This is a genomic window from Ktedonobacter sp. SOSP1-52 (genome assembly GCF_016587395.1).
Window position 1 is genome coordinate 1,192,987 of sequence record NZ_BNJH01000004.1, and the last position, 20,970, is coordinate 1,213,956.

At 53.6% G+C, this 20,970-nt stretch carries 18 protein-coding genes; 13 read left to right on the plus strand and 5 right to left on the minus strand.

Translation table 11 applies throughout. The features are described from left to right. Positions 1 to 51: 51 nt before the first annotated feature. Positions 52 to 966 (minus strand): pseudouridine-5'-phosphate glycosidase, encoded by a 915-nt coding sequence (locus tag JMJ16_RS40330; RefSeq protein WP_201390680.1) that lies wholly within the window; start codon positions 964 to 966, stop codon positions 52 to 54. 450 nt (positions 967 to 1,416) lie between these two features. Between JMJ16_RS40330 and JMJ16_RS40335 the strand changes: the two genes are divergently transcribed. Then, positions 1,417 to 2,403: an alpha/beta fold hydrolase gene (locus tag JMJ16_RS40335; protein WP_201369867.1), complete on the plus strand. Its 987-nt coding sequence runs from the start codon at positions 1,417 to 1,419 to the stop codon at positions 2,401 to 2,403. Positions 2,404 to 2,475: 72 nt separating this feature from the next. Here JMJ16_RS40335 and JMJ16_RS40340 read toward each other — a convergent pair whose 3' ends face one another. Further along, entirely contained in the window at positions 2,476 to 4,329 is a 1,854-nt protein-coding gene (locus tag JMJ16_RS40340; protein WP_201390682.1) for a serine/threonine-protein kinase, read from the minus strand. A gap of 258 nt (positions 4,330 to 4,587) precedes the next feature. On the opposite strand from JMJ16_RS40340, the gene JMJ16_RS40345 reads away from it, so the two are divergent. The 6 genes from JMJ16_RS40345 (at position 4,588) to JMJ16_RS40370 (ending at position 11,397) form a co-directional block, all read left to right on the plus strand. After that, entirely contained in the window at positions 4,588 to 5,058 is a 471-nt protein-coding gene (locus tag JMJ16_RS40345; RefSeq protein ID WP_201390683.1) for a hypothetical protein, read from the plus strand. A gap of 288 nt (positions 5,059 to 5,346) precedes the next feature. Next, complete coding sequence (gene iscB, locus JMJ16_RS40350) at positions 5,347 to 6,612, plus strand: RNA-guided endonuclease IscB (RefSeq protein ID WP_201390685.1); 1,266 nt, start codon at positions 5,347 to 5,349, stop codon at positions 6,610 to 6,612. A gap of 135 nt (positions 6,613 to 6,747) precedes the next feature. Continuing rightward, complete coding sequence (locus JMJ16_RS57535) at positions 6,748 to 6,957, plus strand: transposase (RefSeq protein WP_201390687.1); 210 nt, start codon at positions 6,748 to 6,750, stop codon at positions 6,955 to 6,957. A 213-nt stretch (positions 6,958 to 7,170) separates the two neighbouring features. After that, a complete protein-coding gene (polX, locus tag JMJ16_RS40360) occupies positions 7,171 to 8,940 on the plus strand; it encodes a DNA polymerase/3'-5' exonuclease PolX (RefSeq protein ID WP_201390689.1) in 1,770 nt (589 codons plus the stop codon). Positions 8,941 to 9,236: 296 nt separating this feature from the next. After that, positions 9,237 to 9,875: a 50S ribosomal protein L25 gene (locus JMJ16_RS40365; RefSeq protein WP_201382330.1), complete on the plus strand. Its 639-nt coding sequence runs from the start codon at positions 9,237 to 9,239 to the stop codon at positions 9,873 to 9,875. A gap of 196 nt (positions 9,876 to 10,071) precedes the next feature. Then, complete coding sequence (locus tag JMJ16_RS40370) at positions 10,072 to 11,397, plus strand: glycosyltransferase (RefSeq protein WP_201390692.1); 1,326 nt, start codon at positions 10,072 to 10,074, stop codon at positions 11,395 to 11,397. A gap of 35 nt (positions 11,398 to 11,432) precedes the next feature. Here the strand turns inward: JMJ16_RS40370 and JMJ16_RS40375 are convergent, their stop codons facing one another. Next, the gene (locus tag JMJ16_RS40375; RefSeq protein ID WP_201390694.1) at positions 11,433 to 11,684 is read right to left on the minus strand and encodes a hypothetical protein; all 252 of its coding nucleotides are present in this window, start codon (positions 11,682 to 11,684) and stop codon (positions 11,433 to 11,435) included. Positions 11,685 to 11,938: 254 nt separating this feature from the next. Here JMJ16_RS40375 and JMJ16_RS40380 point away from each other — a divergent pair, with 254 nt between their 5' ends. The 4 genes from JMJ16_RS40380 (at position 11,939) to JMJ16_RS40395 (ending at position 15,629) form a co-directional block, all read left to right on the plus strand. Then, positions 11,939 to 12,826 carry a LysR family transcriptional regulator gene (locus tag JMJ16_RS40380; RefSeq protein WP_201390696.1) on the plus strand — a complete coding sequence of 296 codons (888 nt, stop codon included), beginning with the start codon at positions 11,939 to 11,941 and terminating at the stop codon, positions 12,824 to 12,826. Between the two features lie 274 nt (positions 12,827 to 13,100). Next, positions 13,101 to 13,535, plus strand: a complete 435-nt coding sequence (locus tag JMJ16_RS40385; RefSeq protein WP_201390698.1) for a flavodoxin family protein — start codon at positions 13,101 to 13,103, stop codon at positions 13,533 to 13,535. Positions 13,536 to 14,135: 600 nt separating this feature from the next. After that, the gene (locus tag JMJ16_RS40390; RefSeq protein ID WP_201390700.1) at positions 14,136 to 15,164 is read left to right on the plus strand and encodes an RRXRR domain-containing protein; all 1,029 of its coding nucleotides are present in this window, start codon (positions 14,136 to 14,138) and stop codon (positions 15,162 to 15,164) included. 102 nt (positions 15,165 to 15,266) lie between these two features. Beyond that, the gene (locus JMJ16_RS40395) at positions 15,267 to 15,629 is read left to right on the plus strand and encodes a hypothetical protein (RefSeq protein ID WP_201390702.1); all 363 of its coding nucleotides are present in this window, start codon (positions 15,267 to 15,269) and stop codon (positions 15,627 to 15,629) included. Between the two features lie 61 nt (positions 15,630 to 15,690). Here the strand turns inward: JMJ16_RS40395 and plsX are convergent, their stop codons facing one another. Both plsX and JMJ16_RS40405 read right to left on the minus strand, forming a co-directional pair. Further along, positions 15,691 to 16,716: a phosphate acyltransferase PlsX gene (gene plsX, locus JMJ16_RS40400; RefSeq protein WP_374229157.1), complete on the minus strand. Its 1,026-nt coding sequence runs from the start codon at positions 16,714 to 16,716 to the stop codon at positions 15,691 to 15,693. Positions 16,717 to 16,739: 23 nt separating this feature from the next. Continuing rightward, entirely contained in the window at positions 16,740 to 17,126 is a 387-nt protein-coding gene (locus tag JMJ16_RS40405; RefSeq protein ID WP_201369856.1) for a response regulator transcription factor, read from the minus strand. 342 nt (positions 17,127 to 17,468) lie between these two features. Between JMJ16_RS40405 and JMJ16_RS40410 the strand changes: the two genes are divergently transcribed. Together JMJ16_RS40410 and lysA are read left to right on the plus strand one after the other, a co-directional pair. Next, entirely contained in the window at positions 17,469 to 19,631 is a 2,163-nt protein-coding gene (locus tag JMJ16_RS40410) for a WD40 repeat domain-containing serine/threonine protein kinase (protein ID WP_201390706.1), read from the plus strand. Between the two features lie 62 nt (positions 19,632 to 19,693). Next, positions 19,694 to 20,944, plus strand: a complete 1,251-nt coding sequence (gene lysA / locus JMJ16_RS40415; protein ID WP_201390708.1) for a diaminopimelate decarboxylase — start codon at positions 19,694 to 19,696, stop codon at positions 20,942 to 20,944. Positions 20,945 to 20,970: the final 26 nt, after the last annotated feature.

Sequence of the window (20,970 nt, forward strand, 5' to 3'; positions counted from 1 at the left end):
GGCAGTTGCCGGGAGGCACCACTCTATCTCTCCCCAAATACTTTTTACACACTAGTGATAGTAGGCGCGTGCGAAGCGGGCTGCCCAGCGGGCGTTATTGATCAGGAGGGCGGTATTGGCTTCGACGCTGGCTCCCCCTGTGGTTTGGGCGACATGCCCAAGGATAAAGGGCGTGGTGGCGGCGCCTTTGACCTCTTGCTCTTGTGCCAGGCGTAGAGCCTCATCAATGGCGGCTTCCAGGGGTTCGGGGTCCATAGCGTACTCTGGAGGGATGGGACAGCCCACGACGATACCCGCGAGACCACATTCCCACTGCTCACGCGCGATATGTGCCATTGTCTCAACCTCGTCAACGCGAAGTGGGAGATGTATGCCACTTTCGCGGACATAAAAGGCGGGAAGCTCATCGGTCTGCCAGCCAATGACAGGTACGCCCTGTGTCTCCAGATATTCCATGGTCAGGTTGAGATCCAGAATCGACTTGGCGCCCGCGCAGACAACCATGACCGGGGTCTTGCTTAACTCGGTCAGGTCGGCGGAGATATCCATACTATCTGCTGCGCCACGATGAACGCCGCCAATGCCACCTGTGGCGAAGAAGCGAATACCTGCCATACTGGCGCAGAGCATCGTTCCCGCGACTGTTGTCGCGCCAGGTTGTCCACTAGCCAGGGTAAAGGCCAGGTCACGACGACTGACCTTGTGCACGCTTTTGGCGGTCGCAAAGAGTTCTAACTCGTCAGTGCTCAAGCCAATTTTGATCTTGCCATCCAGAAGGCCAATCGTAGCCGGGACCGCGCCCTCCTCGCGAATGGCCTGCTCCATAGCCCTGGCTGTACGCACATTCTCGGGATAAGGAAGTCCATGCGAGATAACGGTCGATTCCAGGGCCACCACGGCCTGCCCCGCCTGGAGCGCCTGGTCAATCTCGGGCGCGAGGACGATCTTCGTGGAAATAGCGGTCATATATTTCTTATCCTTTAGCTTCTGTGTCTCTATTGGAAAAGTATACAGGCCGTTTTGGGAAAGCGCAAACCAGGCATCCTGGCCCAGGAGATCTTAGCCCATCCCTTTCTCCCAGTTGTAGCCACCACCTTATGCTGACTCGTGCTATTACTAGCTACCTGGCGAGTTCAGTTTTGAGACGTCTTAATGCGGAGCTTCAATATGTACCGTTTATTTTGCGCTGACTGCGGGCACATGCTATAGTAGCTGATAGAAAATGGTACACAAATAACGTGCGGCGTAAGGGGTATCTAAGCCTGTTAGTGAGAAGGGTTTGCTAGATACTCAAGTGTTGAGGAATGCTTATTCTGTTGGTAGGTTATTGTATCTGTATAGCGCTAAGATACGAGACTGGCAACTTTTCTATTCCTAGGTACGCGGTCTCGATGCTAAAATAGGGAGTTAAAGGATATGGGTTTCGCGAAGAAATTAGCTACAACAACGATGGTTGTAGGTGGCACGCTGGGTGCCCTGGCTATTTACAACAGGCTGGTCGATTCTATGGCGGGAGAGCTTGATACAGTCCTCACGGGCGAGGAGCGGCGCTATCCCTGGAAGTATGGCGATATGTACTATAGTGTGAAAGGGAATCGCGACGCCAAACCCCTGCTCTTCATCCACGGCTTTGGCCCTGGAGCCTCCTCGTATGAGTGGCGCAAGAATATTGATGCCCTGGCCACAAACTTCCGTGTATATGCAATCGATTTATTAGGCTATGGCCTCTCGGATCGCCCGGATGTGGCATATGATGCCGAAATGTATGCCGACCTGATCCATGACTTTATGCGCGAGGTAATTAATAAGCCTGTGACTGTTGTCGCGCATGGTCAGAGCTGCGCCTTTGTGATCGCTGACGCCTATCGCCGCCCACAGCTGTTTGAGCAACTGATTCTCGTCGAACCCTCCCTCACTATTCTGCAAGAGCATTATCCCAGCCCGCTTGCCAGTGGCTGGAGGGCCCTCTTGCGCCTACCCATTGTCGGCCAGGCACTCTACAATGTTCTGGCCTCGCGCCAGGCTATTCGTGGTTACTATGACCGCCAGGGCTATCACAATCCCGGCCTCATTTCTGATGAACTGGTGGAGTATGTCTACACAAGCGCGCACCAGCCCGGATCATATGTTGCGGCCTCAGCAGTCCTGAGCCAGGGGCTGGCTATGGATGTTCATGAGCCATTTGCGCGCCTGCAGATGCCTGTCCTGGCTGTATGGGGACGTGAGGGCGAGCTGCGACCAAGCGAGGCCAGCGGAGCCTTTAAGCGTGTTAATCCCGCAATCGAGGTGCGTATCCTGGATAAGAGTCGCTACCACCTGCAAGATGAGCAAGCGGTCTCCTTTAACAAGCTTGTACGCGAATACGCGACCAGCGCGGCGACCAGCACAGGCAAGAGCATCTAATCCAGTAAGAGACACAAAAGCGCGGGCGACCTGTACAGGTCGCCCGCGCTTTTGTGTCTCTTACAAGGCTAACTATAATTGGAGAACTTTGAAGTTGGCGATAGCCAGGCGCGTGTTGTCGCTGTGCAGGCCTATCTCTCCTGGGGCGGTCAGCGTACTATTACTGGCTTGCACAATGGCTTTGCCATCGATAAGTAGAGTGATCTCGCTGCTATGGATCTCGACCCGATACATATGGCTACCCGTAGAGAAGTGATAGCCGACGTTTTTGAGCCGCTTAATGATCCGTCCACCCTCTACGAGGGCGATATACGCGCCAGTATGCGCATCTAGCCCACAGATATAGCTGCGCCCGCTATGCAGCCGTACGATGATACCATAACCACCTGATTGCGAGAGGCTATTGCCTTGTTTGCCAGGCTTATTTTGACCACCGTTCTCGCTAGATTGGCCAAAGCCTCGGAACGCGATTTCAGTTTCTACGGCGTAGTTGGCAGACTTCGCGTGGAAGGGAGAGAGCGCATTAGCGTTGACCAGGGAGCCGTCGCTTGTAAGCTGGCCATTCTGAGCTTCCCAGCCATCAGTGAGTTGCCAGGTATCTTCAGGTCCCCAGGTCGCCTGGTAGAGTGCTCCCCCCGAGGGAACGCTGGTCGTTCCAGGTGTCGTGGTGGTGCTTGCCACCGGCGTTTGCTGGGTGTGGGTGGCGACTGGTTTATACAGCGTGAAGCTACCAATGACGACCAGGAGTATGACCAGGATCGCGGCCACGCTGACGAGCAGGAAACCGGGTACACGGGAACGCTGACGAACTGGCGTTAGCTTGTCTGTCGTCCAGGGCTGGCCTACGTTTTGTTGTGGCCCCCTTTGCTGGGTCTGCTGAAAGGCTGTCTGCGTGTGAGGTGGAGCCTGAAAGGGTATACCAGGCCGGGAGACCGAGGCTGGCATTTGCTCTGTCATATCATTGCTATGCAGGGCGTTGCCTCGCTCGTAGGTGCCTGGGAAGGATTGGCCTGCTTGCGTTCCAGGATATGGTGTTGGTAAGCGTAAGCGCGCGGAATCCATGGCGGGTAGGGGAGCGCCATGGAGAAAGGATTGAGCGGCTTGCTCGAAGGCGTGCGCAAAGGTCAGCACATCTGGGTAGCGTTGCTGGGGGTCTTTGGCCAGGGCTATCTCTAACACACGTGCAAGAGGGAGTGGCATGACCTGGGGATCAAGCCGTGTCATATCGATAGCTGGGGCGTTAAGTTGCTGCGCGCAGACCTCGGAGAAGGACCCCTGAAAGGGCGGGCGTCCTACCAGCCACTCGTAGGCGACAATCGCCAGGGCATACTGGTCGCTTGCTGGCACCGGTTTGCCCATCAGTTGTTCAGGAGCCATATAGGTCGCCGTGCCGACAACATCGAGCGAGGTCTGGCGCGAGGTTTGCGCCACCAGGGCAATGCCAAAGTCGCTGAGCAGGACCTCGTCGTTGCGGTTGAGCAGCATATTCTCGGGTTTGATATCGCGGTGAATCAGGCGCTGATTGTGCGCATACTGGAGCGCGCTCGCGACCTGACTGAGTAGGGAAAGAAGTATGTTGAGTGGTACACGCGTCCCACGCGGGTAGCGCCGATTGATCGCTCCATTAGTCGCATAGCCCATCACCAGGTAGGGGATGCCCCGCTCAACACCATAATCGAGAATGCGAATAATATGTGGATGCTCAAGTTGCGCGATGACCTGGGCCTCCTTGCGAAAGCCCTCCATATTTTCTGGCGTCAGTGTGAGGCGTAGGACTTTAATCGCGGCCTGGGTCTGAAGATGAATATGTTCGCCAAGGTAAACGTCCGCGAAGCCCCCCTGTCCAAGCAACTTTACCAGGCGATAATTTCCTAATTGTTGTCCTACTAAAGCCCGCTCTACGGGAACTTCGCCGTAATTATTCATTGCCTGCCTTTCGTCACAAAAAAGATAGAAGTTTGTTATTGGATGGAGTATGGCAGTGCCTGCGGCACTGCCATACTCCATCCAATAACAATGCCATCCAAATTCCCCAGACCACTAAATATAACGTATTAGCTAATATACAGGATACTGTTGGGCAAGACAAGAAAACAGCCGCAAGGTATAGATGAGCATGGCCTTGTGATTTGTAGAACATCTGGTCATCACAGGAAGGTAAAATTGTAGTACAATAGGCACTATATGCGTAATGAGTTATTATCCTGGTTTGCCCGCGAGGGTCTTCTGCTGACCAGCGTTGCGACGAGTGCCTCTGAGGAAGAGGACGACGAGGTGAAAGTTGTCGTCAAGGCTCCTCCAATCGCGCTGAGTCGGGCGGATAGAGATTTTCGTGAGTGCCCCGATCCAGTTGAATATGGCTATCCTGCTGATTGCCTGGAATACATGCTGCTAGAGGACATGCATCACTTTGTCATGTCCTGGCTGGAGCAGGCCGTTCGTGCGGGAATGGCGCGCTGTTTTGTGTGCAATCGCGTACTGGACATGGGAGAAGAGCACCCCTGGGACGCTGTGTTTGTCAGCGATCCCTTTTACTGCTGGTTAGTGGCGCATTTTGACTGTAAACGCTATCTTAACCGGGATCTGCGGGGACGCAACCCATTTGAAGTGCAGACCGCACCACCCGAATATCTCGGCTCCTATTTCGACGCCTGAGTGAACTACCCCTGAGCGAAAGACTCAGGGGCTTCGCAAGAAGCCTGAGTTCACCAGACTCCTCATCAGAAATGGTGAGACCGTTTGAAAGGTCATGACACCTGCGGTTGACGCATCAGACCGCTGCTCTGTCGCCTGGATTTAAGAAGGGCTGAGGAAAGGCCCAGTGATCCAGGCCTAACAAGCCTTTTGAACCTTGTCGAGATGAGGTCGGATTCTCTGCATGGTCACAGTGCAGGGATACGCATCACCCGGTGCTTGCCGGAGCATTTTTCCGAAAGGAATCGTATGAAGAGAGTCTATGTCGTATCACCAGATGGGACGCCGCTTATGCCTTGCTCTTCGGTGATCGCTCGTTTGTTACTCAAAGAGGGAAAGGCCAAAGTTGTCCGCAGAATCCCTTTTACGATCAAGTTGTACGCACAGCCAGAGCGTACTTACACACAACCCTTGACATTGGGAGTGGATACCGGGAGTACGATGATTGGTTCGGCTGTCGCCAGTGAACAAGGCAACATCTTGTATCTTTCTGAAGTGGAAGTGCGCAATGATATTGCCACGACGATGAAAGAACGAGCCACCTATCGTCGAGATCGTCGCAACCGAAAGACACGCTATCGGCCTGCGCGCTGGTTGAATCGGAGGAATTCCATCAAGATCGGACGATTCTCCCCAACCATGAGAAGCAAGATCGATGCCCATCTGCGAGAAATCCGCTTTGCGCAATCCTTGTTGCCAATCACGTCCATTGTGCTGGAAACAGGAACCTTTGACCCGCATGCGCTCAAAAGCCCAGAGGTGCTGCGAAAGAAGTGGCTGTATCAAAAAGGGATTAATTACGGGTATGCGAATACCAAAGCCTATGTGTTGACACGAGATGACTATACCTGTCAACACTGCCGGGGGAAATCCAAAGAGCAACGGCTCGAAGTGCATCACATTGTTTTCCGAAGCCAACATGGAAGTGATGAGGAGGCGAATCTGTTGACGCTATGTAAGACCTGTCATGATCAGCTTCATGCTGGGACTCTTACCCTCAAGCGCATCGGCAAGAAAAAAGGGAATCTACTGCATGCCACGCAGATGAACAGCATCCGCATGCAACTGCTGAAACGCGTTGAGGCGGAAGAAACATGGGGCTTCGTGACGAAAGAACATCGATTGCTTGCGGGACTTCCCAAAGAACATGTCTTTGACGCCGCCATGATTGCCACACGTGGAAAGAAGCCTGTTTTCCAGATGCAAACGGTGTTTGTCAAGAAATGTATTCCAGATGGAGATTATCAGCAAACCAAAGGAAAGCGAAGCGAGCAACGGATCACGACAGGGAAAATCCAGGGCTTTCGCAAATTCGACAAAGTGCGTTATCAAGGTCAGGAATACTTTATCAAAGGGCGTATGTCTACTGGTTATGCCATTTTGATGATGATAGACGGGAAAAAGGTCGATTTGAAACCAATTCCCAAGTTTGAGAAGATGAAGAAAGTGAGTGCGCGATCCTCATGGATGACCTGTCAAAGAATCCTGCCAAGTTCCTTCTCCTCTCCCACTTGATCGTTGTCTGCACATAGCGCAAAAAACGGCTGCTTCCTTATGGAGACGCGCGTGAAGCGGGTGTTTGAGGAAATTGCTGCTCTCTGAGATATTTCTTTTGAAGTCTTGGAGGGTGATCAGGATCATTTTCACTGCATGGTCAAAAGTGAGCCTCGGATTTCACCACTGGGCATCGTATGTAAGCTGAAACAAGTATCGACTTTCCGGCTTTGGAAGACCTACGGAACTGAATGGAAACGTCACTTTTGGAAAGAGAAAACATGTTGGCGTGATGGGTATTTTTGCGGCACCATCGGGAATACAAGCCAGAAGATTATTTGCCAGTACATTGAAAGCCAGAGATAGAAGTAAGGTGCGGCGTTCATCCACGAGGCTGAAGACCTCGTGGTTTTCTCGCGCACCAAGTATAAAAATGATTTTTGGTAGGTGGTGTGGTACATGGGGTTGGCAGCCTATAGGCTGCCAACCCCATGTACCACACCACCTACCCAGGCGAGCGCCGCAGGCGCGAGAGGTCATGTGTTAGATAGGAACATAGTGGATAGAGAGAGAAAGAATATGGATAAAGCTCAAGTTGCCTCGATGCTGGAAGAGATTGCCACCCTTCTGGCGCTTAAACCCGAGGCCAGTGTCTTTGAGTTGCGGGCCTACGAAAACGCCGCGCGCGCCCTCGTCAGCGTGGATGGCGACCTGAACCAGCTCGTGGCGGAGAAGAAGCTAAAGGGAACACCTGGCCTTGGTCCTACCATGATCAAGCGCGTTGAGGAGGCTGTACAGAACGGAAAGATCGCCTTTCTCGACGAACTACGTGCCGAGACACCAGCCGTCAAGCTGGAGATGATGCGTATCCCCGGCGTGGGGCCAAAGAAGATTAACGCCATCTATGACCAGCTGCATGTCACTACCCTGGCTGAGCTAGAGCAAGCCTGCAAGGATGACAAAGTCGCGAAGATACCAGGCTTTGGTAAGAAGACGCAGGAGAAGATCCTCCAGGGGCTGGCCTTCCTGAAGCAGCACGCCGACCGCTTTCGCTTCGATGTGGCCTTTGCCGAGGCCGAGCGCATTCGCACCGCCCTGGCGACCCTACCCGAGATTGTACGCCTGGAGGTTGCTGGTAGCTTGCGCCGCCGTCGCGAGACCGTCAAAGATATTGACATGGTCGCCAGCGTAGACGACAACGCGCCCGAAGAGGCCCGTGAGAAGATCATGAGCTTCTTTACGACCCAGCCAACGGTCATCTCGATCACCGGCAAGGGAACGACCAAGTCTAGCGTCGTGGTTGCCAGCGGGATCGCCATGGATCTACGTGTCGTGAGCGATAGCCAGTTTCCCTCTACCCTGCATCACTTTACCGGTTCACGTGAGCATCATATTCCCCTGCGAAGGCGTGCGCAGAACATGGGTATGACCATTAACGACTATGGCCTCTTTAAGATTAGCGAGGGTAAGGAAGAGCTGGTTCCCTGCCACGAGGAGCGCGATATCTATGCCGCGCTCAAGCTGGATTATATCGCGCCCGAGCTGCGCGAGGATACCGGGGAGATCGACGCGGCTGCGCAACATAAGTTGCCTAAACTGGTGGAGCAGAGCGATATGCGTGGCATTCTGCACGCGCACACGACTTATAGTGATGGCCAGAAGACGCTGCGCGAGATGGTAGAGGGGTGTATCGAGCGCGGCTACTCCTACCTGGGCATTACGGACCATAGCAAGGCCGCGGCCTATGCGGGTGGACTCTCTGAGGAAGATGTGCGCTGCCAGTGGGCCGAGATCGACCAGATCAACGCCGAGTTGCAGGGGCGCTTCCGCATCTTGAAGGGCATCGAGTGCGATATCCTCAAGGATGGCGCGCTCGACTTTCCAGACGAGGTGCTGGCGGGCTTTGACTTTGTGATCGCCTCCATTCATAGCAACTTTAACCTCTCGCCGGAAGAGCAGACGAAGCGCATGTTGAAGGCCATTGCCAATCCATATACCTCAATTATTGGTCACCCGACGGGTCGTATTTTACTTGGTAGGGCAGGGTATACATTAGATATGGAGGCTGTGATCGATGCAGCCGCTGAGCAGGGCGTGTGCATAGAGATCAACGCGCACCCCTCTCGCCTTGACTTGGACTGGCGCCTGGTACGTAAGGCGCGCGAGAAGGGGCTTAAGGTTCCGCTTGGACCAGACGCCCATGCCATTGAGGGGCTGGATGATGTGTTTTATGGACTGGGTATCGCGCGTAAGGGGTGGCTCTCCGCCGACGACGTTCCCAACACATACACGAGCGAGCGGCTCATTGAGTTTTTCCGTGCTCAACGCGAGCGACGCCTGAGCCAGTAAGCGCTTGCTCGCATCTATCTCAGAGCCTTGTCGTCGTAGGTCGCCTCATCTAAAGTGTACCGCTTATTCGTAATAGGGATAAGAGCCAGCGCTCTGCGCTACTTATGCAGGGTCTTCCAACGTGGAAATGTGAGGTCGAGAGGGACGCGAGCGCTTGCTGGCGCTTGTATTTCTCTCATCGTTACTTTGCAAGAACTTCTGATCCGAAAACCCTGAGCGCGCCTGTCCCCGAATGGGGGAAGCGCTAGGCACGCCAGTGACGTTGGGTTTCGGAATAGGATTGAAGGAGAATTTGTATGGCGAAACAGATCGAAATGGATGTCGCACCACGCGAGGTTTTTGGGAAAAAGACGAAGAGCCTGCGTCGTCAGGGTCTTATCCCTGGAAATATTGGTGGCCACAAGGCCGATTCGGTGGCGATTCAGTTTGATGCCAAAGTCTTCAAGCGCTTGCAACATGAGAACAGGGCGGGAAGTATCTATGCACTCAACCTGCCTGGCAAGGGTGCGGAGACCGTCCTGGTGCATCATGTGGAGCATAATGCGGTTTCGGGAGAGATCCAACACGTGGATTTCTCTCGCGTAAGCATGGATGAGCAGGTGAGCATTAAGGTACCCCTGCACTTTGTGGGCGAGTCTCCCGCGCTCAAGGATATCAAGGGGACGCTCCTGCATATGGACGCGCTTGAGGTCCAGTGTCGCGCCTCTGATATCCTGCCTGCCATCGAGGTAGATCTCTCGCCGTTGAAGACGCTTGACGACACGATCTATGCCAGGGACGTCAAGCTGCCAAAGGGATTTAAGCTTGTAGGTGATCCCGAGGAGTCGGTTGCGAAGGTTGCACCGCCGAAGGTGGAGCTGCCCGCGCCTGAGGCTGCCGAGGCTGCTGCTGAGGCTGCACCAGCGGCTGAGAGCGAGTCCACTGCCAGCGAATAAAGCAGGCCTTTCACTATAACGACAGGGACGCGGTAAACTACCCTATATGTCTTACCGCGTCCCCTTTTTTGTTACCAGGCTTTCACTCACGTCGTCATTGCTTATAGCCTATGTTAGCGCCCTTGTGTAGAAATACTTCGCCCATGGGCGGGCAGGTAGTGTAAGAAGCATTAAGACTAGGAGCTACAAGCAAACTATGCGCATCATGCTAGTAACCGATCAATATCCCCCAATGGTGGGTGGTGTTCCCACAGTGACACGTGGACTCGCGGTAGACTTTGTCAATCGCGGTCACCAGGTCTGGGTGGTGGCGCCTAGCTATGGCGCGCGTGATGTGAAGCGCCTCGAACAGGGAGTGCGGGTCTATCGCTTCTCCTCGTTTGAGTGGCCTACCTACGAGGGCTTACGCATTCCCTTCCTCCCTTTTATGCCAATGCGCAATCTCATCAAGCGTAGCGATCCCGATATTATCCATATTCACTCGCCCGTGGTGCTGGGGAATATCGCGCAAATTCTCGCGGGCGGCCTGCGCAAGCCCGTCATCGCGACCAATCACTACCTGCCTATTAATATGAGTCGCTCACTCTCGTCTGATCCAATCTTTGGCAAACCCTTTAGCAGCGTGACTTATACGTACCTGGTTAATTTCTGTAACCGCTGTGAGTATGTCACGGCCCCCACACAGACGGCGCTGAACCTGTTGTATGAGCATGGGCTGCGCGCGCCCGCACGCGCCATCTCCAATGGCATCGACCTGAACCGTTTTCGCCCAGGGGCACCCGATTCCGAGGCGCTTACGCGCTTTGGTCTGCCCGCAGATCGCCCGCTGATCATTCATGTCAATCGCTTGAGCGAAGAGAAGCGTATTGATGTGCTGATTCGCGCTGCGCAGCATCTGCGTCAGCCCGCGCACATCGTGCTTGTGGGTTCTGGCCCTATGGAGGCAGAACTACGCGCGTTGGCGGCCAGTTTGCATGTAGAGGACCGGGTGAGCTTCCTGGGCTTTGTACGCGACGCCGATCTCCTATCGCTACGTCGCTCAGCGGCGCTCTTTGCCATTCCATCCGAGGCTGATCTACAGAGCCTGGCGACGATGGAGGCAATGGCCTGTGGCCTGCCCGTAGTAGCTGCCAATTCGTATGCCTTGCCCGAGCTTGTCCATCAGAACGAGAATGGCTTTCTCTTCCAGCCAGGAAATAGTGAAGAATTGGCACGCGCTATTGATACGATCCTTGAAGATGGAGACCTGCGTACGTGCATGGGGCAGGAGAGCCTGCATATCATCGAGAAGCATGATCGACTCAATATCCTCGACGAGTGGGAGGACCTCTATCGCCGCCTCTCCATTGAGTTTAAAGAAGATAAAGAGCGCAAGCAGCAAATGCGTATACAACGCAAATACAAGGGAGAGCTACCGGCTGGGCAGCAAAAGGCGCGCTCCCGCCTGCGCCGCACAGGTACGACTGGAGACCTCTCATTTGACTGGAGCGATACAGCGGAGGATACCGACGCGCAGCTTTAGCTACGCCTGGGGGAATGGACCTATGAGACTGGGGGTTAGCGTGTTCCCCAGCGTTTATGCAGCAACCTGGCCATGCCTCGTTCAATGTCCCAGCGGATCTGAATCATGTGATAGGTGAACCAGGCCTGGATGCGATACTGCCAGGGATCTGCTGATATGGTGGCGCGTCTGCGCTCCTGTTCAGAGATATAGATGGGGATAGGGGTACGCTGCGGAAGGAAAAGGCTTCTAATGGGACACCAAATGGGTTGTACATCTCTCTCCGAATCTGAGCCTTGCTTGTACATACAAAAACTCCTGGAGCACGCTCACGCTTGGGAATTTCTATTGCATCTTATATGAAAACCAACCCCCATTCGGGGGCGCAACGCCACTCTCGCCGTGTCACCTTCAGGTGGTGGCTAGCGCTCCCCCCATTCGGGGACAAGCGCGCTTAGGTTTTCGATAGGGTAGTACTTACTTTTTGTAGTATAGGCTGAGAAATGCTATTTGTCTACCCATATATATTTATCTATTACTAAAAAATAGAGGCAGATGTGCCATGGAATTGCGTCACCTCACCACCTTTCGTACAGTCGCTCAACTTCAGAGCTTTCGCCGGGCTGCCGAGGCGCTGGGTTATGTCCAGGGAAACGTTACTGCACATATCCAGGCTCTTGAGCAGGAATTGGATGTGCAACTCTTTGATCGTCTCGGCAGGCATATCACACTGACAAGTGCGGGCGAACAACTACTTGCATATGCTGAAAAGCTGCTTACTATCGCTGCTGAGGCCCAATCCGCGCTTACCCAGCGTGAAGTGATTAAAGGGACACTCACAGTGAGCGCCCCGGATACACTCTGTATTTATCGCCTTCCCGCGCTCTTCAGTAATTTTCAACAACGCTTCCCCCAGGTGCGTCTACTCTTCCGACCCCTCTCATGGAATGCCCTTCAGAAGGCTGTTAGCGAAGGTGTGATTGATGTGGCGTTTTTGATGGCGCAGCCGGTGCAGTCGCGTGGGCTAATAGCGGAAACTCTTCTTCCCGAACCAATCCTCTTGCTTGCCGCACCTTCACACCCTCTTGCGCAAGCGGCTCATATCCAGCCAGAAGATCTGGAGACAGAAACTCTTTTGCTAACAGAAATGTGTTGCAGTTATCGTACCGTCTTTGAGCAGCAGTTGGCCGCCGAAGGATGTGTCCCTAAAATGCTCCTTGAATTTGGGAGTATTGAAGCTATCAAGCAATTCGCCATGCTGGGAATGGGAATAGCTGTGTTGCCTGCTGTCTCTGTAAATGCTGAACTTGCACAAAGCAAGCTGGTCATTCTGCCCTGGGAGCGAGACTTCCGCATTATTACCCAGATGGCCTGGCATAAAGACAAATGGCTCTCTCCAGCCTTCCAGGCATTTATCTCAACCGCACGCGAGGTACTCAAGGAAGTTTGATCATTTTTAGTGATCAATATGATTAAAATCAATTGCTTGACGTGATAGATGGCTCTTACTATACTTGGGGCAGAGAACAGCGCGACCCGTACCTGATTCACCGGGTGGGAAACCTGGTGTCGCGACTACTTTTTAAGGAAAGAACGATGAAAACCTTAGTGATCTATGGTGGATCGAGAAAAGATGGAAACTCTGAACAGCTCACCAAAGAACTTTTAAAAGGAACCTCATACTCCTCAATTCATTTGAGTGTGACTATCATATTAAGCCTATTGTGGATCAACGGCATGACCCTAATGGTTTTGATGCCGTTGATGATGACTATGCTCAAGTTCTTCAGCAGGTTCGCGCGCATGAGCTTCTTGTATTTGCCACACCTCTGTACTGGTATGGGATGTCTGGCCTTATGAAGAATTTCATTGATCGCTGGTCCCAGAGCTTTCGAGATACATCCATAAACTTTAAAATGGAGATGGCGACGAAGCGGGCATTTGTCGTTATTGTTGGGGATGACGAGCCAGAGAAGAAGGCTTTGCCTTTAGTCCAACAATTTCAGTATATCTTTGACTTTATGCATATGCCACTGGTGGGCTACCTGATTGGGAATGGAAGAAAACCTGGAGATATTCAAAAAGATCTCAATACGCTCGAAAACGCGGCTACCTGGAGGGAAAAGCTTCTGGAATCTGAGTCCATAATCAGGTTGTGATCTCGATTTTTATTAAATTGGTTCAAGGCAAAGTCACGTAGCGGAGAAATTAAGCCTGAAGGGTGTTCTTTTCTCCTTCAGCATAATGGACTCCTGCTTTCCGCTCTAGACGGAAAAGCAGGAGTCCATTTATATGAGCCTCAATCTCAGACCTGGCAGGCTATTCGTACGTGTCAGGGTTCCTTTGATGCCTTGGTAGCTTGTCTTCGTCAATACACCTTCGGCGATAATGTTCTTGTGTTACGTAAAATATGATTTTATATAGTAATAAATAACTATTTTGTTCTTGTGCATCAATATAGTTTATTGACGTTCATCACATATTTTGTTAGACTGATGATTGGTGAGAGTTATTGTCATGAACCCCTGTCTGAAGACAGGGGCTTGCCGAAGGGCTAAGGCAACGAGAGTCATGTCTAGTGGGCTACTTCGGTAGCAGTCGCGGGATGGGCTAATTTTCAAGAACGTTCGAGTACCCCCCTCGCTTGAACCGCTTCTAGCCGCGCCCAAGCTGGCACCCTACGGGGTTAAGCCTGTCCTCGCTCTCACGAAGGGGAATATTACCCTGGCTTTGACCAGGAGGAAGGGAATCCTTCATCTATGCGCATACCAGTTGTCGATAGCTGTGGAGTAGCATTGATGCCATGCACACCTGCCACAGCACGACAGTTGTTCAAGCGTGGCAAGGCTCGCCCGAAGCGCAATCGGCTTGGCCTCTTTTTTGTGCAATTGTGCTACGCGCAAGAGCCGGATAATCAGCCTCTTGTGGTTGGGGTTGATCCTGGCAGCAAATTTGAAGGTTTTAGTGTGGTTGGCACCCAAGATACCGTGCTTCATCTGATGGTGGAAGCACCTACCCATATCAAGGATGCCATGGAAACACGCAGAACCATGCGTCGGGCACGTCGGCATCGCAAGTGGCGTCGTCCCAAACGATTCAACAATTGCCTGAATCGAAAAAAGCGCATACCACCATCGACACGGAGCCGATGGGAAGCCAAAGCTCGCATTGTGGCTCATCTGAAAAGTATCCTTCCACTTACCGATGCTGTAGTGGAGGATGTGCAAGCAGCCACCAGAAATGGGAAAGGGGGGAAATGGAACCTTACTTTTAGTCCGGTGCAGGTTGGCAAAGAACATTTGTATCGGTTGCTTACTGGCATGGGGTTACAAGTGCATTTGAAACAAGGATGGGAAACGAAACAATTGCGTGAGCAGTACGACCTCAAGAAAACGAAACAGAAGGCCAAACAAAGCTTTGATTCCCATGCGGTGGATAGTTGGGTATTAGCGGCTTCGGTCAGTGGAGCAGAAAAGCCAACCTGCCAACGGCTCTGGTATATCGTTGGAGCGGTGTTGCACCGTCGCCAACTGCATCGGTTGCAAGCCTCAAAGGGAGGTGAGCGCAAACCCTATGGGGGTACTCGTTCCCTTGGGTTCAAACGAGGAACGTTGGTGAGCCATTCCAAATATGGCCTGTGTACTGTGGGTGGCTTTGATCGCAAAAAGCAAACCGTGAGCCTACATACCTATCGAACGAACAAACGTCTCACCCAGGGAGCGAAGCCTGCTACCTGCAAAGTCAAAACATGGGTGGCATGGCGCAGTTGGTTGGTTCCCTCCAAATAAAGGAGCGCTTCTTTCCTCCCCTGGATACATCATAGGGGTTTCCAGAAGCGGAGGTTCTATGAAAAAATATGTTGCGAGAAGATGTAGAGGAAGCTAGAGATTATGGTTGAGGAAGAGCAGTCCACGCAGTTTACATCATCAATAGGTGCCGCGTCGTCCCCCGCTGAGAAGTCTGGTCGCAAGGGCGGCAGTACCGTACGCGCCAAGTATGGTGAGGATTATTATCAGCGCATCGGGAAAAAGGGCGGCACTGTGCTGAAGGAGAAGCGTGGCACAGAATATTATCGTACCATTGCCCAGAAGGGCGGGCGCGCAAATGTTGTCAAGTATGGCCCAGAGCATTTCTCGGCCATGGGCAAGAAGGGCGGCAACGCCACGAAGGAGAGCCAGGGGCCTGATTTCTACAGCCGCATTGGCCGCCTCGGTGGAGCAGCCAAGCGCCAGAAAAAAACTTCTACTGAATAACTGCGCTAATAAAAAATGGAGTACAGGCCAATGACCTGTACTCCATTTTTTGTTAGCGCAGTTATTCGGCTTTGGCTTTAGCTGTGGCGAGGCGTGCCACGCCTTCGGTAATTGCTTGCGTAACGCCGGTCTCGGCTGTCTCTTTGGCCACGCGAAGCGCGTTCTGGATGGCGCGGGCGTTAGAGCGGCCATGCGAGATAATGGCCGCACCATTGACGCCTAGTAGGGGAACCCCGCCATATTCGGCATAGTCAAGGCGTTTATAAATCCTCTTCAACCCTGGTCTGAGGACTGCCGCCGCCAGCTTGCTTACAAACGACGAGGTCAGTTCGTCTTTAATCAGGGAGAAGAGGGCTTCACCCACGCCCTCGCTGAGCTTGAGAACGACGTTGCCGACGAAGCCATCACAGACCACCACATCCGCCACATTGGTCATGATGTCGCGCCCTTCGATATTGCCAATAAAGTTCAGTTTCAGGCGCTCCGCGTTCTGCTTGAGCAACTGGTGCGTCTGCACAACCTGCTGGTTGCCCTTGGTCTCCTCTTCCCCGTTGGCCAGCAGGCTCACGCGAGGCCGGTTGACGTGGAAGATACGCTCCATATAGACCGAGCCCATCAAGGCAAACTGCTGCAAATATTCGGGTTTGCAATCGGTATTGGCACCCATATCAATGATCAGACATGGCTTATTTTTGGTTGGGAAGACGCCACCCAGGGCCGGGCGCTCCACACCGGGAATACGTTTGAGGGTAAAGAGGGCCGCCGCCATCATCGCACCACTATTGCCCGCTGAAACCGCGCCAATGGCTTTGCCATCGCGAACCAGTTGCAGCGCGACGGTCATTGAGGCATTCTTCTTGCTTCTGACGGCTGTCGCGGGATGGTCGTCCATCTCAATCACTTCATCGGTGTGGACGATGGGGAGATCCAGTCCGCTGGTGTCGTGTTTGGCCAGTTCGGCCTGGATAACCTCCTCTCGTCCCACGAGGTACACGCCGATGCCATAGGCGCGGGCAGCCTGAATTGCTCCCAGCACAATCTCGCCAGGAGCATTATCACCGCCCATCGCGTCTAGAGCTAGACGCACGGGCGTATTAGTTGTGGAGACGCTCATGCGCTTTTCTCCTCAGGCTCCCCGATGGTCTGTTTGACCAGCGCAACCAGTTTGTCGAGGTCAAACGGTTTGTAGACGATGTGGACGACTCCGGCTTCGCGGAACTCCTGCTCTTCGTTGGCCGCGCCCAGGAAGGCCGTGACCACGATGACTGGAATCTGCTTATCGATGCCCATGGTCATGAGTTTTAACTCATCACGGCCATCAAGATAAGGCATCATCAGGTCCAGTAGCACCAGGTCGGGCTTGTGCTCCTGAATAGAGTCATAGAAACGCAGGCTCTGCGTGGTCATGAACGTCTCATAACCCTCGTCTGCTAGCGCTTCTGTGAGCAGGTCAGCAATTGTCGGATCGTCATCCATGACCAGAATTTTCTTTGCCATAGTACCAGCATTCCCCTCATTCCAAAACGGCCAGGCCGTACGGATCTCAATCTCACAACAGTTTTTTAACAGAGGTCACTCTTGATCTGTTTCTTTACAGCTCTGGTTGTCGGTATTCGTCGCTCCTGGTCGCGCAGCCTTTCATAGAGTCGCTGCATTTTACTCCGTACAGATAAGAGTATTATAACATCACGCCGTACTTTGTATACGTGGTATGAACTGGTTACTTGACATTTTTGTACTCATGTACTACTGTACAGTCGATGTATGCCAACCTGGCATGCCCATTCTATCCTTTCTCATCGCTGCTGAAGTAAAACATCTATTGAGAAAAAGGATTTCATGTCATCCAATTCAACATTTTTCTGCGATCGATGTGGTGCTGCCAATCGACCAGAGGCGCGTTTTTGTCGTGCCTGTGGCCAGGCGCTTGGTGGGTTGGACACGACGACCGATACCATTGTAGGTCTTGGGGCACGTGGTATATCGAGCGCGCACGCCGTACATGGAACCTCAGCCAATACGCTGAACACAAACGTGAATACCACCTTCCAGTTGCCCATAGGCAGTTCGACGATTACGGGACTGTTGCAGCCTCAACATATGCTCAAGCAGCGGTATATCATCCTGGCAAATGTAGGAAAGGGTGGCTTCGGAGCTGTCTATAAGGCCCTCGATTCGCAGTTTGGTAATCGCCTGGTGGCGGTCAAGGAGATGAGCCAGAATAGCCTGGATGAGAAGGATCGGCAGGCCGCCGCTGATGCCTTCCAGCATGAGGCGATGCTCCTGGCTGGTTTGACGCATCCAAATCTACCGCGTATTTATGAGCAGTTTGCCGACCAGGGGCGTTCCTACCTGGTGATGGACTATATCGAGGGCGAGACCCTCGAGGACCGCTTGAGTCCCCTGAAGGGGACCACGCTCCCTATTGAGCAGACGCTTGATATTGCGATCCAGCTCTGTGACGTATTGGAGTATCTGCACTCGCGCACGCCCCCGATTATTTTCCGCGATCTCAAGCCTGCCAATGTGATGCTTACACCTGGTGGGCATATCTTCCTGATCGACTTTGGCATCGCGCGCCACTTCAAGCCCGGCAAGGCCAAGGATACGACCGCGCTTGGCTCCTCCGGATATGCCGCGCCGGAACAGTATGGTCGCTCGCAAACTACGGTGCGCGCCGATATCTATAGCCTGGGCGCGACCCTTCATCAACTCCTGACCGGACATGATCCTTCGGAAACGCCCTTCCACTTCGCGCCTATTCACCTCCCGGCGCATCCGGCCCTCGCTGGATTGGCTGACCTAGTCATGCATATGGTAAGCGTACCCGTGAATGAGCGCCCGGAATCAGTGGCTGTTGTGCGCGCCTCGCTTCAGCGTATCCAGACGCTATATACAACGGGGGCCGCGCTGACCTCGCCGCCCACCATCTCGACGCGTGTCCCTCCCATGTACCAGGCACCTGCGACGATGCCGCCCATCCCTGCTCAAGCTACAACTACAGGGAAGACTGGCAAGGCGAAAGGCCCAACCCAATACCAGATCGTCAAGCAGCCTAATACGCTCTTTATTTGTACTGGACATACGGGACGCGTGGCTGCTGTGGCCTGGTCGCCCGATGGCAAATGGCTGGCCTCGGCCAGCTATGACCGCACCGTGATCATATGGGATGTGGCTTCTGGTGATCGTGTCTGGACGTATAAGGGACACTCCGCGCGGGTGAATGCCCTGGCCTGGTCTTCCGATAGCAAATATATTGCTTCGGCGGGTGATGACACCACGGTGCAGATTTGGGAGCCTGCGAACGGGCACCTGGTCTATACCTATACTGCGCACAGCCAGCCTGTGAACGCTGTGGCCTGGTCGCCAGGTGGCGAGTATATTGCCTCGGCTGGCAACGATAAGCTGGTGCTGGTCTGGCATGCCCAGGAGCATAGTGAACTGTACCGCTATGAAGAACACAAGGACCAGGTATATGCCGTGGCCTGGTCGCCGGATGGGAAATACCTGGCCTCCGCTGGGAAAGAGAAGAGCATTCGCTTCTGGAATCCCTTTGCCGAGCAGAAAAAGCCGCGCACCTTCTGGCAGCGCGTCTCATCCATTTTCTCCGCGGACCTGGAACCCAGCGTTCTGAAGGTGCATAATGAGCGGGTGAATGCCCTGGCCTGGCACCCGAAAGAGTATCTGCTGGCCTCGGTCTCTAGCGACTCCTATGCCTGCATCTGGGATGTCAGCATCGCCTATAAGCAGCATACGAAATTGCTGCGGACCGCGGGTGGCAACAGCGCCAAGAACGCCGTGACCTGGGCGCCCGATGGCAAGCATCTGGCTATTGCCAGCAATGATAAGACAGTGCAAGTCTGGAATGTAGCCAAAGAGCGCTGTACCTATACTTACCAGGGGCACCAGGGCTATGTCGCCGCCGTAGCCTGGTCGCCAAACGGCGAACGCCTGGCCTCTGCCGGGGTCGACCGCTCCGTGCAGATCTGGCAGGTCGTCTAAAGTTGTCTTTCTCCCATACGGCTAGTGGAGGCGGTGTAGTCAAGGAAGGATACAGTCAAAATATGTCCGAGAAGCGTTTTCCTCTCTCTCCTGAGCGCCTTGAAGCGCTTATCGCAACCCATCCCACGCCATTTCACCTCTATGATGAGCAGGGGATCCGCGCCGCTGTGCGTCGCATGAAGCAGGCCTTTGCCTGGTCGGATGGCTTCACCAATTATTTCGCGGTCAAGGCCCTGCCCAATCCCCATATTTTACGTATCCTCAAGGAGGAGGGCCTGGGCGTAGACTGTAGCTCTCTGCCCGAGCTTGTGCTGGCGGAGCGCGTGGGTTTTGCTGGTGAAGAGATTATGTTTACCTCCAACCAGACGCCCGCGAGCGAGTATCGCAAGGCCAGGGAGTTGGGGGCAATCATCAACCTGGATGACATCAGCCATATCGCCTATCTCGAAGAGCAGGCAGGCCTTCCCGACCTGATCAGTTTTCGCTACAATCCAGGGCCATTGCGCGCCGGGAACGCCATTATTGGCGATCCCAAGGAGGCCAAGTATGGCCTGACCTATGACCAGCTCTTTCAAGCATATGCCATTGCGAAAGAGAAGGGTGTCAGGCGCTTTGGGCTACATGCCATGCTGGCCTCGAACGAACTCAACGTCGCATATTTTCTTGAGACAGCACGTATGCTCTTTGACCTGGTCGCGGCCCTTTCACGCGAGGTTGGCATCACCTTCTCCTTTATCAATATGGGTGGCGGTATTGGCATCCCTTATCGCCCGGAGCAGAGCGCCTTTGACATGGAGACCTTTGGCCAGGAGTTGCAGGCCCTGTACGCGCAGAAAATTGTTGCCAATAACCTGCACCCTCTGCGTATAGTCATGGAATGCGGCCGGGTGATCACGGGACCGCATGGCTACCTGGTGACCACCGTGCTCCACCAGAAAGAGACGTATAAGCGCTATATTGGCCTGAATGCTTGCATGACAAACCTGATGCGGCCCGCGCTATATGGCGCCTATCACCACATTACTGTTTTGGGGAAAGAGGATCAGCCCGCGAACGAGACGTATGATGTCGTGGGATCGCTCTGCGAAAACTTCGATAAATTCGCCATTGATCGAAGCCTGCCTGATATCTCTCCAGGAGATATCCTGATCATCCACGATACGGGAGCGCACGGCCACGCCATGGGCTTTAACTATAACGGCAAGTTGCGCTCGGCGGAACTGCTCTTGCGCGAGAGCGGTGATATCCAACTCATTCGGCGTGCCGAGACGCTCGACGACTACTTCGGCACCCTCGATTTTGCGGGTTTGTAGATCAGAGGTTCTTTCGGTATAGCCAT